The organism is Chitinophaga sp. 30R24, assembly GCF_049056765.1.
Lineage (GTDB): Bacteria > Bacteroidota > Bacteroidia > Chitinophagales > Chitinophagaceae > Chitinophaga.
Map to the genome: position 1 here is coordinate 381036 of NZ_JBJGXX010000001.1, position 13536 is coordinate 394571.

At 45.8% G+C, this 13536-nt stretch carries 15 protein-coding genes; 5 read left to right on the top strand and 10 right to left on the bottom strand.

The features are described from left to right. Positions 1-36: 36 nt before the first annotated feature. Together ACDQ55_RS01560 and ACDQ55_RS01565 are read right to left on the bottom strand one after the other, a co-directional pair. Entirely contained in the window at positions 37-1485 is a 1449-nt protein-coding gene (locus tag ACDQ55_RS01560; RefSeq protein ID WP_420979269.1) for a DUF1800 domain-containing protein, read from the bottom strand. 149 nt (positions 1486-1634) lie between these two features. Next, positions 1635-2843, bottom strand: coding sequence for a molybdopterin molybdotransferase MoeA (locus tag ACDQ55_RS01565; protein WP_420979270.1), 1209 nt, complete (start codon positions 2841-2843; stop codon positions 1635-1637). Between the two features lie 46 nt (positions 2844-2889). Here ACDQ55_RS01565 and moaC point away from each other — a divergent pair, with 46 nt between their 5' ends. Next, positions 2890-3375, top strand: coding sequence for a cyclic pyranopterin monophosphate synthase MoaC (gene moaC / locus ACDQ55_RS01570; protein ID WP_420979271.1), 486 nt, complete (start codon positions 2890-2892; stop codon positions 3373-3375). Beyond that, on the top strand, positions 3359-3949 hold the full coding sequence (locus ACDQ55_RS01575) for an NTP transferase domain-containing protein (protein ID WP_420979273.1): 591 nt from the start codon (positions 3359-3361) through the stop codon (positions 3947-3949). The genes moaC and ACDQ55_RS01575 overlap by 17 nt, the downstream gene beginning before the upstream one ends. Here ACDQ55_RS01575 and ACDQ55_RS01580 read toward each other — a convergent pair. Together ACDQ55_RS01580 and ACDQ55_RS01585 are read right to left on the bottom strand one after the other, a co-directional pair. After that, positions 3946-4362: a molybdenum cofactor biosynthesis protein MoaE gene (locus tag ACDQ55_RS01580; protein ID WP_420979274.1), complete on the bottom strand. Its 417-nt coding sequence runs from the start codon at positions 4360-4362 to the stop codon at positions 3946-3948. The two genes, ACDQ55_RS01575 and ACDQ55_RS01580, sit on opposite strands and share 4 nt — an antisense overlap. A 23-nt stretch (positions 4363-4385) precedes the next feature. Next, the gene (locus ACDQ55_RS01585) at positions 4386-4619 is read right to left on the bottom strand and encodes a MoaD/ThiS family protein (RefSeq protein WP_420979275.1); all 234 of its coding nucleotides are present in this window, start codon (positions 4617-4619) and stop codon (positions 4386-4388) included. A gap of 80 nt (positions 4620-4699) precedes the next feature. On the opposite strand from ACDQ55_RS01585, the gene ACDQ55_RS01590 reads away from it, so the two are divergent. Then, a complete protein-coding gene (locus ACDQ55_RS01590; protein ID WP_420979276.1) occupies positions 4700-5023 on the top strand; it encodes a DUF7009 family protein in 324 nt (107 codons plus the stop codon). Positions 5024-5071: 48 nt separating this feature from the next. After that, positions 5072-6040, top strand: coding sequence for a GTP 3',8-cyclase MoaA (moaA, locus tag ACDQ55_RS01595; protein WP_420979278.1), 969 nt, complete (start codon positions 5072-5074; stop codon positions 6038-6040). Positions 6041-6079: 39 nt separating this feature from the next. Here moaA and ACDQ55_RS01600 read toward each other — a convergent pair whose 3' ends face one another. From ACDQ55_RS01600 to ACDQ55_RS01625, 6 genes are all read right to left on the bottom strand, one after another. Continuing rightward, positions 6080-6820: a sulfite exporter TauE/SafE family protein gene (locus tag ACDQ55_RS01600; protein WP_420979279.1), complete on the bottom strand. Its 741-nt coding sequence runs from the start codon at positions 6818-6820 to the stop codon at positions 6080-6082. 2 nt (positions 6821-6822) lie between these two features. Then, complete coding sequence (locus tag ACDQ55_RS01605) at positions 6823-7908, bottom strand: ThiF family adenylyltransferase (RefSeq protein WP_420979280.1); 1086 nt, start codon at positions 7906-7908, stop codon at positions 6823-6825. Between the two features lie 45 nt (positions 7909-7953). Next, positions 7954-8502, bottom strand: coding sequence for a GNAT family N-acetyltransferase (locus ACDQ55_RS01610; protein WP_420979282.1), 549 nt, complete (start codon positions 8500-8502; stop codon positions 7954-7956). 143 nt (positions 8503-8645) lie between these two features. After that, positions 8646-9914 carry a serine--tRNA ligase gene (serS, locus tag ACDQ55_RS01615; protein ID WP_420979283.1) on the bottom strand — a complete coding sequence of 423 codons (1269 nt, stop codon included), beginning with the start codon at positions 9912-9914 and terminating at the stop codon, positions 8646-8648. Positions 9915-9983: 69 nt separating this feature from the next. Continuing rightward, on the bottom strand, positions 9984-11651 hold the full coding sequence (locus ACDQ55_RS01620; RefSeq protein WP_420979285.1) for an NAD+ synthase: 1668 nt from the start codon (positions 11649-11651) through the stop codon (positions 9984-9986). Positions 11652-11716: 65 nt separating this feature from the next. Further along, the gene (locus ACDQ55_RS01625; protein WP_420979286.1) at positions 11717-12400 is read right to left on the bottom strand and encodes a porin family protein; all 684 of its coding nucleotides are present in this window, start codon (positions 12398-12400) and stop codon (positions 11717-11719) included. 74 nt (positions 12401-12474) lie between these two features. Between ACDQ55_RS01625 and ACDQ55_RS01630 the strand changes: the two genes are divergently transcribed. Further along, positions 12475-13512 carry a hypothetical protein gene (locus ACDQ55_RS01630; RefSeq protein ID WP_420979287.1) on the top strand — a complete coding sequence of 346 codons (1038 nt, stop codon included), beginning with the start codon at positions 12475-12477 and terminating at the stop codon, positions 13510-13512. The last annotated feature ends 24 nt before the right edge of the window (positions 13513-13536 follow it).

Here is a 13536-nt window from a genome sequence, read left to right on the forward strand (position 1 = left end):
GCACAAATGTTTGGAAGCTGTTTGTAATTAGTGCAGCTAGCATAGCTGGTATTCCGGGGTGCTCATCACATCAATGGTCACCGTTTTAATATAGTTTTCACGACTGCTGGCATCAGCGTATTTCTCCAATAGCTGCTGGCTAATATTGTTAGTTTGCTGCAACAACACACCGGCAATCTCGTTAGCCAAATTTTCTCTTGTAACTCCGCTATACCCCTGTATATAAGGGTCCCAGTTGATCTGTGCATTTACTTTTTTAGCAAATTGCCTTTTTAGAAAATCGTTGATCTGCAGGGTCATTTTATAATTGTTTCCTTCTCCCATTTCCGGCGTTAGTTCCTTGGGAATGATATTAAATGCCTGCGAATACAAGATTACCTGGGGTACCCGGAGGCGGAACATCAGGCTGGAACTATCTATCCAATTGCGTCCACCGGGCCAGCCAGCCACATTAGGCGGATAAAACAACAATTGCCCCAGTACCCGTTGAAATAGCAACATCACTTCTTCCTTCTCAAAGGTCATGGGAATGGTGCGGCGGATACCTACCAACAACTCTATCGGCGATTTAATACGGTTACCAACAATACGGCTGTCGTAAAACCAGTCCGACATAAAGATTTCACGCATCAGCGACTGTATATGGTAACCCGAATGATAAAACTTATCTGCCAGTTCACTAATACGGCCTTCATCAGGCGTTTCGTCTACAAAATATTTATAAATCTTGGTGGTAATAAAGCGGGCGGTTTGCTTTTGATCCAGCAAAATTCTCAAAACATCGTCACCGTTAAAACTACCCTGCTTTCCAAGGATATTTTTTATACCATCGTCGTGTTGTTTTTTGCGGAAAGTAAATATTCCTTCCTCATTAAATCCCCAACCCGTAAAAGCCCTGGCAGCCTCCTTTACATCTTGTTCTGAGTAATTGCCCCGGCCCATGGTAAATAATTCCATTACTTCCCGGGCAAAATTTTCATTTGGATGCTGTTTACGGTTTTGCTGGTTGTTCAGGAACTGCAGCATGGCCGGCGTTTTGGATACGGCGCTGAGCAGATCCCCAAAATTGCCCAGGGCATTGTTGCGTATTTCTGCCAGCAATTGTTGGTTAAACAAAACGTTCTGTGTGCGGCAGGCGAAGTGCCCATGCCAAAAAAGACTCATTTTTTCGCGCAGTGGGTGATCGCTCTTGATCATCGAATTGATCCAGTTCAAATTCAGGTCCTTGATACCTTGGGTATTCACTTCCCGCAGATTCTTCCTTTCTTCGGCTGTCATATTCCGACGCTTTTGGTAATCGGGAAGATCTCCTGCCGATACTACATCTACAGAGGTAAGGGATGATTTGGCATGTCCTATCAATACTTTATTTACAATCTCTTTTCTCTTTTTATCTTCCCATGATGAAATAACGGGAAGCGGTTCTCCAAAGCCAGCACGCCAGGCGAGATGTTGCAACTGAATCTTATGGGCAACTACAGCCATATAATATATATTTTGGGTAAGACTATTAAATGCTTACCAGGTTTAACACAAATTATGGATCCAATATTATAATGGTGTTAACTCTGTGTATACGAGCCCGTCATTTATGATTGTTTTTTCAATATATCCGTGAAAGTAATACAGTCTGGTCAACGGAACAGCCATACCGGATAACAGCTTCCTCTCTCAAAAACTTTTTCTTCCAATGGCAATACCAGGAAAGCGTCTGCCTTCAATAAACTGGCCAGGTCGCCGGAACCCTGATAGGGTTGGGGAGTGGCTGTAAGGGTACCATCTGGCCGGGATACTAATTTTACAGGCAGGTAATATTCTAACGCTGTTTCAAAAATCACTTTTTCAGATAGCTGTGCATAGCAAGGTGGAGACGGCACTGCTCCCATGGCGGCCCGTATCCAGGGTTGCACATAGCGGTAAAAGCACATAAACCCTGATACCGGATTACCGGGCAAGGCAAATACTACCGGCCCCTGTTCGAAAGTACCAAACAGAAAAGGCCCTCCGGGGCGTTGTTGCACTTTATGGAATATCTGTTGCATACCCAACTGCTGTAATACGGCTGGCAGATAATCGAATTTCCCGGCGCTAACGGCGCCGGAACTGATCCAGACATCCGTTTCGGATAGCAATAACGCCAACTGTTCTTTCATTTCCGACTCATCATCGTTTAGATGGATGTAGCGTGCCGAAATACCCAGCTGTTGCAAAGAGGCCAGGAGGCTATAAACATTGGAAATACGTACCTGATGAGCTTCCGGTATAGCATGTACAGGTACCAGCTCATTGCCCGTAGCAATAACGGCCACCCGCGGTAATTTGCTGACAAGCACCTGGGTTTTCCCCACTGCAGCCAATATTCCTGCTTCGGCTGGCCCGATAAGCGTTCCGCTGTCGAGCAATGCGGCGCCGGCGTTTACATCCGAGCCTAACCGGTGTATATGTTGCCCCTGCTTTACTACCGTATGTACAGTAAAACGCCGGAAATCATCACTCTCTGTTAATGCCAGTTGTTCATATGGGATCACTGTGTCTGTCAGCTCTGGAAGAATAGCGCCAGTCATTACTTCGATGCAATTAGCTGTATTAGACAGCTGTAACTGCGGCATACCGGCAGCCTGTAGGTCTTCCACGCCAAAAACATGCTGCCCACGGGCATAGCTATCGTAATTAATGGCAATACCATCCATCATTACACGGTCGTATGGAGGGAAAGGCCTGTCGGCCAGCACAGGCTCCCGTAAGATGCGGCCGGTAGCAGCTTCAAATGGAATGATTTCTGTACCCAAGTCCCGGGCAGTTTGTAGTACGGCCTCAAATGCAGCAGCAACAGTCAACGTCATTTTGAATTATTTTTGTAGCAGGTGAACTTATTAAATTTATGCTTTTATGCCCAATGAATCAAGTAGCGATTTTACCCACCTGAATGAAAGTGGCCAACCTTCGATGGTAGACATCAGTGATAAACAGGACACATATCGTATAGCCGTGGCCGAAAGCCGGGTATATCTGCCGCAACCAGTACGCGACCAGTTCCAGGGCCAGGACATTCAAACCCGTAAAGGCGGCGTATTTCAAACAGCTATTATAGCCGGTATCATGGCCGCTAAAAAAACACCGGAGCTGATCCCGCTATGCCACACCTTATTCCTCGATGGTTGTGATATACAGATACAACTGGAAGGAGAAGAAGCTGTTATCCGCTGCACAGTGAAAACCAACGGCAAAACAGGCGTGGAAATGGAAGCCCTTACCGGCGCCAGCATAGCTGCCCTCACCATCTATGATATGTGTAAAGCGCTTACACAAGATATGATCATCAAAGCAACAAAACTAATTAGTAAAACAGGTGGTAAACATGACTATTCCCGCTAACATTCCTCCCTTAAAAGGATTAGTGCTCTGTGGTGGCTTCAGCACACGTATGCAGGAAGAAAAAAGCGACATTGCTTATCATGGCATGCCCCAATGGCAATACCTCGTCAATTTACTGCAATCTTTTCTACAGGAAGTGTACGTTTCATGCAGGGCAGAACAGCAATCACATTTTAACTACCCACTTCTGATACCAGATACCCTGCCTTACCGCGGACCTTCTGCCGGCCTGCTCAGCGCCCATGCCCTGCAACCAGATACGGCCTGGTTAGTTATTGCCTGCGACCTGCCCTTCCTTAGCCCCAACAGCCTGGGCCTGCTGATACAACAGCGCAATACTCTCCGGGCCGCTACCACGTTTATAAGCCCGGCAAACAAATTACCAGAACCCCTGATTACCATATGGGAACCTGCAGGACTAAAGGCGTTGCAACAAAACGTAATGGAAGGAAAAAATTGTCCACGTAAAACCCTGCTGAACACAGATATTGCCTTACTGGAAAATCCATTTTTCCCGGAGCAATTCAATGCCAATACCCCGGAAGAAAAAGCAGCAGCAATGAAACATTTTTAAGGATGAGGCCAAATCACCTCTCCATCTGCGAAAAACTCCTTTTTCCAGATGGGAACCGTTTCTTTAAGGGTGTCTATCACATACTCACAGGCATCAAAAGCAACACCTCTGTGCGTTGCCGCTACAGCAATTACCACAGCGATATCTCCAGGAAATTTTTCACCAACGGCATGCAACATTACCAGCTTCTGTACTGTCCATCTTTCCCTCACCTGCTCAGCAATTTTGTGCATTTCTGATACAGCCATGGTTTCGTAACATTCATAAACCAACTTAGTGACTTCCCGTTGTTTGGTATGATTGCGCACTGTGCCAGTAAAAATCACCTCACCACCGCATTCCGGCGATTGAATAAAATCCAGCGCTTCCTGTACCGCAATCATATCCTTGATTTTTATAAGTACTTCCATCATACGGAACTAATATCCGGAGGCGTTTAACCACCGCTTACAGGCGGAATTATAGCAATTTCATCCTGATGATCAATAACTTGTGCATCTACGGCATAAGCCTTGTTAACAGCTACCATTATAGACTTGAGCTGTAATAGTGCAGGGTATTGTTCGTACAGCCAGGCTTTTAATCCCGCCACATCAGTAACGTGCAACGGTTTTTCCAATACTGGCGCTCCGGCAATGTCTTTGGCTACTCCAAACAATAGTATCCCCATCCTGATTAAATTGTTGGTTAAATCTACAATATAGCCCGATAAAAAAGTAGTAATTTTAGTAGGTCAGTAAATCATTTTTTATGAAAATACGGATAAGAGGCAACAGCATACGTTACCGCCTGGATAAAACAGATTTGGAGCTATTGGTAAATACGGGTAAAGTAGAATCCTCCACTCATATCGGCGCGGGCATTCTCCACTTTTGCCTGAGAGGGAAGGATATCACAGATCCGGTCATAAAAATAGAACAGGACAACGGCATTCATCTGCTGTTACCCAACCCTGTGCTGGAAGCCTGGTATAAACCGGATCAAGTAGGCTTCGAACAGATCCTGCATAACAGCGATGGGTCGGAGCTAACCATATTAATAGAAAAAGATTTCAAATGCGTTGATGATGATTGATAAAAGTGAAAACAACGGCCATTCATCCGGCAAAAACCACTGATCAGGATGCTCATAGATGCACATCACCGGATTATTAACTATGTAAGGATATCGGTAACTGACCGGTGCAACCTGCGCTGCACTTATTGTATGCCTGAAAACATGCATTTTGTACCGCACCAAACACTACTTACCGACGGGGAGATATTATTTCTGCTACAAACGCTGGCAGCAGCAGGCGTTTCCAGGGTCCGGATCACAGGAGGTGAACCTTTTCTCCGCCCCGGCCTACTACCGTTACTGGAAAAAATAAAAGCGATACCCGGCATAGAGGAAATTGCCATTACTACCAATGGCCTGCTAACGCGTTCTTACATTCCCGCACTGCAGCAAATGGGCATCACACATATTAATCTGAGCCTGGATACGCTACAGGAAACGCGCTTCCTGGAGATTACCCGCCGTAACAAGTTTCATACGGTAATGGATACACTGCAAAGCCTTTTACAACACAACATGCAGGTAAAGATCAATACTGTAGTGATGGAAAATGTAAATACAGATGAACTGGTTGATTTTACCGCCTTAACTCGCCATCATACTTTGTCGGTGAGGTTTATAGAAGAAATGCCCTTTAACGGGCAAGGCCACACGTTTTCGGGCATCACCTGGAACTATCAGCATATCCTGTCGGTAATTGGCGCCACCTATCCACTGCAAAAAATTACGGATGCCCCTCATTCTACCTCACTTAACTACCATATTCCAGGCCACCAGGGCAATATCGGGGTAATACCGGCGTATAGCCGTACTTTCTGCGGCACCTGCAACCGATTACGTATATCCGCCACTGGTAGTGTAAAAACCTGCCTCTATGGCAATGATGCGCTCAACGTGAAAACAATACTCCAACAGGGGCAACCACTATTGCCCGCCATAACAGCGGCCATACAAGCCCGTTTCATCAATGGCGTAGAAGCTGCCCTGCACCGTACCGGAAAAAATATGGAAAGCATGTCGGTAATAGGAGGGTAAGTAATTTCCCTCATTCGCCGGCAACTGATGATACTGCTATTATAGCAACATACGCACACCGGCATATAATATTAACGCAGCAGTAGCTCCTGCTACCCACCTGGGCTTCAGTACACCAGCACTTAAACGGGCCCCTAGCTGGCCTCCTGCCACAACGACTATTAGTAATGGGCCAACAAATTTTACATCAAATATAACCGCATGCTTGGCAGCCTGGCCACATAAGCCCGCAATGGAGTTCACCAGAATAAAAAAGCTGCTCAATCCCGCAATATTTTTAGCCGTATCATATTTACCCAGGCGCAGCACCGGCGACAGGTAAATACCACCGCCAATACCGGTCATGCCCGACAGCAAACCTATTGCACCGCCAATAATTCTATATACCAACCCATTACCTCTATCTACCGGAATAACCGGTTCCTCTTTTTCAATAAACAGGCGATAGCACATCAACAAGGCTGCCAGGGTAAGCGCAATACCTAGCAAGAGGAAAAAAGTAGCTTGCTTTAAGGGCCAATAGCCTCCCAGGAAAGCCAGCGGCACACTGATCAGCGACAGCTGCCACGCCTTTTTCGTAGGCAGATGCCCACTTTTATAAAAATGGTATACCCCACTAACGACTACGGCTACATTACATAACAGAGCAGTAGATTTCATCAGCTGAAAATCTACCTGCCAGAGCGCCAGGATGGCCAGGTAACTGGAACCTCCACCAAAACCAGCAGCAGAATAAACCAGCGCTACCAGAAAGAAAAAAATACAGAGTGATATTATCACGGTTAGTAAGTTTGCATCTGATCATCAATTGCACGTGCCCAGGCATGAATACCACCCTCTATGTTATATACCTTATTAAAACCCAATGCAGACAAACGTTCTGCAACAGCACGGCTACGCATGCCATGATGACAAAGTACGGCTATCGGCGTATTGGCCGGCAACGCGCCCGTTTGCTGCAACACTTGCCCCATAGGAATGTGTACTGATTGCGGAATGTGACAGATATTCCATTCGTCGTGCTCCCTTACATCCAACAACATAAAGTGGGTATCATGCTGCAACCATTCTTGCAATTGTTGCACTGACAAGGATTGCACGCCTGTTATTTCACAAACGGATTGTTGGTAGTCTGCCTGCAGGGCCATTAGCTGACGGTTGGCGGCTAATGGGGTAATATTAAAAATATGGTGAGTATTATGCAATGTGTCGATGGTAAGGAGCTGGTTCCGTAACGGCGTACCAATACCGGTGATTACCTTTACCGTTTCGTTGGCCTGGTAACTGCCTATAATCCCTGGTAATACGCCCAATACGCCCATGTCGTTACAGTTCAGCATTTCCCCGCTTTCCGGCCGTTCCGGGAAAATACAACGGTAAGTAGCCCCTTCCTGGTAATTGAATACACTAACCTGCCCTTCATACTTATAAATAGCCCCGTATACCAATGGTTTACCGGTTATTACGCAGGCATCATTAACGAGATAACGGGTACCAAAATTATCGGAACAATCCACCACTACATCGTAGTTGCTGATAATATCAAGAGCATTCTCCGTGGTTAACCAAGTATCGTATAAGTTAAAAGTAACATCGGGATTCAATAGTTGCAGCCGTTGGGCGGCTACCTTTAATTTAGAGGCGCCTTGATCCGCTGTACGGTATAGCACCTGCCGTTGCAGGTTAGTAACGGAAACCGTATCATGCTCAACAATACCAATACAACCAACGCCCATAGCGGTGAGATATTGCAAAACGGGTACTCCCAATCCCCCGGCGCCTATTACCAGCACCTTTGCCTGTTGCAGCATTGCCTGCTTCTCTTTGCCAAATCCTTCTAACCGGGTCTGACGGTCATATCGATCCATGCTGATTTAATTTTAGACCTTAAAATTAATCGTATTCGGGAGATATTATAACAGCGGCTTCAATTGTTTATACATAGTTACCAGGTCTGTATAATGGCCACCATTTTGCAATATGCCCTGCGGCAGGCGGCCACACTCCATAAAGCCAAAGTTGCGGTATAATTGCATGGCTTTTTCGTTGGTAGAAAAAACTTGTAAACTGATGATATGCAGGTCTGGTTGCCCTTCTGCCCAACGCAGCATAGCGGTTATCAGCCGGCGGCCTATGCCCATATTATTCCAGGCGCTTTCTACTGCAATACCCATTTCAGCAGTATGCTTTTTTTTATGCAAGCCGCTATGGTTTACATTGAGGGAGCCAATGATGCAGTTTTTTACGATAGCCACCAGTAAGAGTTGCTGGGGGTTATCCAGGTAAGATTGTATATAATCCTCCTCCGAGTCGATATCCAGTTCTAACGATTCGGAATGGGTAAAGAGCAGGAAATCTGTTTCACGGGTCAGGCGTTGAAAGCTGGCCAGTAAAGCAGCCGCATCTTCAGGCACAGGAAGGCGGATAATAAGTTCGTCGCCATTGGGAAGAAAGTGTTTCATAAAATGCATTAAAAGTGCGCAGAACAATGTTTGATGTCTGTGGCAGCAGGGGCCAAACTGCAAAGTACCTGAGCAGATGCTACATCCGTTCAGGTACTTTGCCGCTTTTATATGTTTCTGCTACTGCTTTGCGAGCAACACCTTTATATGATATGGCTGCCGAAATAGCTCTGCAAAACGGTGGGTATCTGGATACCTTCCGCAGTCTGGTTATTTTCCAGGATGCAGGCCAATATACGGGGCAAGGCCAAAGAGCTACCATTCAGGGAATGCACCAGCTGCGGCTTGCCATTATTTTCTTTGAACCGGATCTTCATGCGGTTGGTCTGGTAAGCTTCAAAATTGCTGACAGAGCTTACTTCCAGCCACTTTTGCTGGGCAGCGCTATATACTTCAAAATCGTAGGTAAGTGCAGAAGTAAAACTCATATCACCACCGCATAAACGAAGAATGCGGTAAGGCAGTTCCAATTGGTTCAGCAACTCTTCTACGTGGGCTACCATTTCATCCAGCGCAGCGTAAGATACCTCCGGGTGCACCAGTTGCACCAGCTCCACTTTGTCGAATTGGTGTACACGGTTCAGGCCACGTACATCCTTACCGTAGGAACCTGCTTCGCGGCGGAAGCAAGGAGTATAGGCCGTCATCTTGATGGGCAGGTCGGTATCCTTTACAATTTCATCGCGGTAAATATTGGTTACCGGCACTTCCGCAGTAGGAATCAGATAAAGGTTATCTTCTGTACAATGGTACATCTGGCCTTCTTTATCCGGCAACTGGCCGGTACCATAGGCAGAGGTTTCGTTTACCAGGTAAGGAGGGGCATACTCTGTATATCCTTTGCTGATATTATAATCCAGAAAGTACTGGATCATAGCGCGTTGTAAACGGGCACCTTTATTTTTATACACCGGAAAACCACTACCTGTGATTTTATTACCCAGTTCAAAATCAATAAGATCATATTGTTTGGCCAGGTCCCAGTGAGGAACAGCGCCATCATAGAGTTCCGGAATTTTACCGCCTTTACGCACTTCCTCATTTTCTTCCGGAGAATTACCGCGGGGCACCAGGCCAGCTGGTAGGTTAGGCAACTTCACCAGGGTATCGTGCAGTATTTTTTCAGTAGCATTCAGTTCTTCGTTTACAGGACCCAATCGGTCTTTTAAAGCAGCTACAGCAGCACGTTGCGCTTCGCCCTCTTCTTTCTTTCCCTGCGCCATCAGCTTACCGATTTCTTTAGATAAACTGTTAACCTGGGCCTGTGTTTCGTCGTATTCCAGGGTTAATTTCTTACGCTTGTCGTCCAGAGCCAGTACTTCATCCACGAGGTGCGTCTCTTTAAAATTTTTTACAGCCAGACGCTCAAGAACGAATGCTTTATTTTGACGTATAAACGGTACTTGTAACATGTTGTATAATCAAATTTTAGCAAATATATTAAAATAGCGGCTTGGTGCTTGCTTTAGCGGGCACCAAGCCTACGACAAATATTTTCCTACTATCGGTACCCGGCGGCCCACGCCAAAAGCTTTGGAAGATACCCTGATAATAGGACAGAATTGATTGCGCTTATATTCATTGGTGTTCACCATCTTTAAGGCCCGCGAAACCAATGCCGAGTCAAATCCCTGAGCCACTATTTCACGCGGCCCCTGCCGGCGTTCTATATATTGATACAATATCCGGTCGAGAACAACGTAATCCGGTAGGCTGTCGCTGTCTTTCTGGTTAGGGCGCAGCTCTGCAGACGGCGCTTTTTCAATAATATTCGCCGGTATAATCTCTTTGTGCCGGTTAATATACCTTGCCAGGGAATATACCTGCATCTTATACACATCCCCTAAAACAGATAATCCGCCAGCCATGTCGCCGTAAAGAGTGCCGTAGCCGGTAGACAGCTCACTTTTATTGGAAGTGTTGAGCAGAATATAACCGAATTTATTGGATAATCCCATCAGCAGGTTGCCCCGGATACGGGATTGTGTATTTTCTTCCGCCACATTAAAAGGCAACCCTTTAAAGAAAGGTTCCAGCGTGTTCAGAAAAGTTTCATAAATATCATTGATACGGATAATATCGTAAGGGCTATCCAAGTTTTGGGATAAGGCTACGGCATCCTCTACAGAATGACTGGTAGAATATGGAGAAGGCATCAGTATCGCCCTTACATTTTCTTTTCCCAGCGCATCGCAGGCGATAGCCAGGGTAACGGCGCTGTCTATACCACCGGAAGACCCCAGAATGGCTTTGGTAAAACCCATCTTCCCGAAGTAATCACGAATACCTAATACCAGGGCATCGTAAATGCGGTCTATGTTGTGCTCAAAATCTAATGCCGTGAGCGGCGTATAGTCGGTAGGTTTAACCACCGGCAGCTCGTTGCCGGTCAGTTTTTCCAACGCTATGCCATCCATGGCCTCCTGGAAATAAGGTAACTCCTTTACAATATTTCCCTGCGCATCGTAGATCAGCGAACCTCCATCGAATACTATTTCCGTTTGTGATCCCACCGTATTGCAATAGTACAGGGGTATCTTATACTTGAGCACATTAGACAAAATGATTTCCTTACGGTCTTCGTCGTGATCATAATCAAACGGAGAAGCGGAAAGGTTAATCATTACATCCGGCTCCTGGGCTATCAGCTGGTCCATCGGGCAAATACGGTACAGGGGGTTATCTCCCAGGTTCCAGATATCTTCACAGACGGTAACGGCAAGCTTTTTACCTTTAAATGGAATAATATTCCATTCGTAAGAGGGCTCAAAATAACGGTATTCGTCGAATACATCATAAGTAGGCAAAAGTGTTTTATGCACTACCTGTTTAACCTCTCCCTCATATAAAAACCAGGCAGCATTAAAAAGGTCTTTGCCTTCCCGTTGCGGATTACGCGCCGGACTACCTACTAATACAGCAATATCCTGGGTATGTGCTTTAATCACATCTATTGCATGATAGCATTGAGCAATGAAATCTTCAAATTCCAGGAAGTCCCTGGGCGGATAACCGCATACACATAGCTCAGAAAACACTACCAGGTCGGCGCCCTGCGCTTTGGCAGCATGGATGCCCGCTATAATTTTCGCCGTATTGTGCTCAAAATTGCCTATATGATAGTTCTGTTGTGCCAGTATAATCTTCATAAAAAAATATCTTATTTAAAACCTCATACATTCAGCGCTGGCAAGCAACTGCCAGCTTCTAAAAGCTAGAAGTATATGCCCAGCCGGAGTGCAAAGCTATTCATATTTACCCTTCCATCATTCCATTTTCCATTGCGGGTAACATCTACGAAACCATTCTGGTAGGTAATGCCGGCCAAACCAGTCAGATTGCCGCCTAAAGGATATTCCAGGCCTGCACCCAGCAACATGCCCACATTAATGCGGTTTAACTGCGGCAGTATATTCACCCGGTCGTATGTTTGGTTCATAGACACGATGTCTGCGCGGCCGCTTACCGGAAAATCCACATAGGTACCAAATTGTCCCCACCAGCCAATAGCATCATGCGGCTGTGTTTTCAGCTTCAATGCCAATGGAATTTCAATATAGGTCAGCTTCATATTATATTCCGCCGGATTAGGCTTGTAATCGCTTAATCCTTTACCTGCATCATATTTCAGCTTACTGCCAGCCAGTAGCACCTGGAATCCTGATGCCAGCGCATAGGTTCCCCGTTCATTCAGGCTAAAATCGGCCATGAGGCCAAAATCCAATCCGGCTTTGGCGCTGTTCCGGGTTACCCCCAACTCCTGTGGCTTTAGTACCGACACCAATGGATTGAGGGTAAATCCCAACCTTACCTGGCTCCCGAAAGAGCCATACCGGTATTGTCCTACACCCGTTTTCGCCATTCCTACAACCGCCAACAAAAAGATGATCCTCTTCATAGATGATACTGGTTCTTAAAAAATTTATAATACAAGGTAAATAATAATTTTACCTTAGATAAGTTTTAAGAGTGATGCAAAGTTACATTATTAAAAATACCCTGCTGATAGGTGGCCTGTTGGCCCTATTGAACTTAACCGCGTGCCAATCCGGCAATAAGGCGCCGGATGTAAGTCATATACCCATGGCCGTTAGCCTGTCGCGTTTCGACTCAGTCTTGTTCACCATCGATACCAGTCACGTACAACCCGGCCTGGAAAAACTGCATGCCCAATATCCAGTTTTCCTGCCCCTGTATGTAACGGATATTATGAACCTTGGCGCCTATTCCGACAGCAGTATGGCCATACAGCAGCAATTGCACCTGTTTCTTACCACACCGGATTTCCGGCAACTGGAAAAAGCTATTGCCATTAAATACGGCGACGGCAGCAAACTGAAAGCCGATCTGGCGCAGTGCTTCCGGTATATCAAATACTACATCCCTTCTTTTCGTCCCCCTAAAGTGGTCACCTTTATTTCAGGCATCGCCAATTATGGTGCTATCACTATAGATTCTATACTGGGCATTGGACTGGATATGTATATGGGAGAAGATTTTCCCCCTTATGCCCAAATCCCGGATTACCCGGCTTATATGATACACCGGTTTGCTCCAGAATATATTACCACTAATTGTATGCAGGTAATCCAGCAGGAACTATTCCCGCCGGCAAAGAAAAACCAGAACCTGGTAACGCTCATGATAGAAGCCGGCAAACAACAATATTTCCTTGACAAAGTATTGCCCAGCACCCCGGATACTATCAAACTCGGTTATACGAAAGACCAGCTGGACTGGTGCTATGATAATGAACAAATGATCTGGCAATTTTTTGTGCAGAACAACCTGCTGTATTCAACAGACTGGCAGCAGCTCAATCACTTTATTGGCGATGGTCCTACCACGCAAGGCATGCCCGAAGGCTCCCCGGGTAAAATGGCCAATTTTGTTGGTTGGCAGATCATAAAAAAATACATGAAAGAACACAAGGAAGTTTCCTTGCAGCAATTGATGGAATCAAAGGATGTGACAGAAATTTTCAAAGCCGCAAAATATAGGCCCCGATAAGATTACAGGCTAAAACGAAGACGG

Excerpts from the sequence above, each read along its gene's own strand:
- ACDQ55_RS01560 (WP_420979269.1), bottom strand. The coding sequence starts at position 1,485 with ATGGCTGTAGTTGCCCATAAGATTCAGTTGCAACATCTCGCCTGGCGT.
- ACDQ55_RS01565 (WP_420979270.1), bottom strand. The coding sequence starts at position 2,843 with ATGACGTTGACTGTTGCTGCTGCATTTGAGGCCGTACTACAAACTGCC.
- moaC (WP_420979271.1), top strand. The coding sequence starts at position 2,890 with ATGCCCAATGAATCAAGTAGCGATTTTACCCACCTGAATGAAAGTGGC.
- ACDQ55_RS01575 (WP_420979273.1), top strand. The coding sequence starts at position 3,359 with ATGACTATTCCCGCTAACATTCCTCCCTTAAAAGGATTAGTGCTCTGT.
- ACDQ55_RS01580 (WP_420979274.1), bottom strand. The coding sequence starts at position 4,362 with ATGATGGAAGTACTTATAAAAATCAAGGATATGATTGCGGTACAGGAA.
- ACDQ55_RS01585 (WP_420979275.1), bottom strand. The coding sequence starts at position 4,619 with ATGGGGATACTATTGTTTGGAGTAGCCAAAGACATTGCCGGAGCGCCA.
- ACDQ55_RS01590 (WP_420979276.1), top strand. The coding sequence starts at position 4,700 with ATGAAAATACGGATAAGAGGCAACAGCATACGTTACCGCCTGGATAAA.
- moaA (WP_420979278.1), top strand. The coding sequence starts at position 5,072 with ATGCTCATAGATGCACATCACCGGATTATTAACTATGTAAGGATATCG.
- ACDQ55_RS01605 (WP_420979280.1), bottom strand. The coding sequence starts at position 7,908 with ATGGATCGATATGACCGTCAGACCCGGTTAGAAGGATTTGGCAAAGAG.
- ACDQ55_RS01610 (WP_420979282.1), bottom strand. The coding sequence starts at position 8,502 with ATGAAACACTTTCTTCCCAATGGCGACGAACTTATTATCCGCCTTCCT.
- serS (WP_420979283.1), bottom strand. The coding sequence starts at position 9,914 with ATGTTACAAGTACCGTTTATACGTCAAAATAAAGCATTCGTTCTTGAG.
- ACDQ55_RS01620 (WP_420979285.1), bottom strand. The coding sequence starts at position 11,651 with ATGAAGATTATACTGGCACAACAGAACTATCATATAGGCAATTTTGAG.
- ACDQ55_RS01625 (WP_420979286.1), bottom strand. The coding sequence starts at position 12,400 with ATGAAGAGGATCATCTTTTTGTTGGCGGTTGTAGGAATGGCGAAAACG.
- ACDQ55_RS01630 (WP_420979287.1), top strand. The coding sequence starts at position 12,475 with ATGCAAAGTTACATTATTAAAAATACCCTGCTGATAGGTGGCCTGTTG.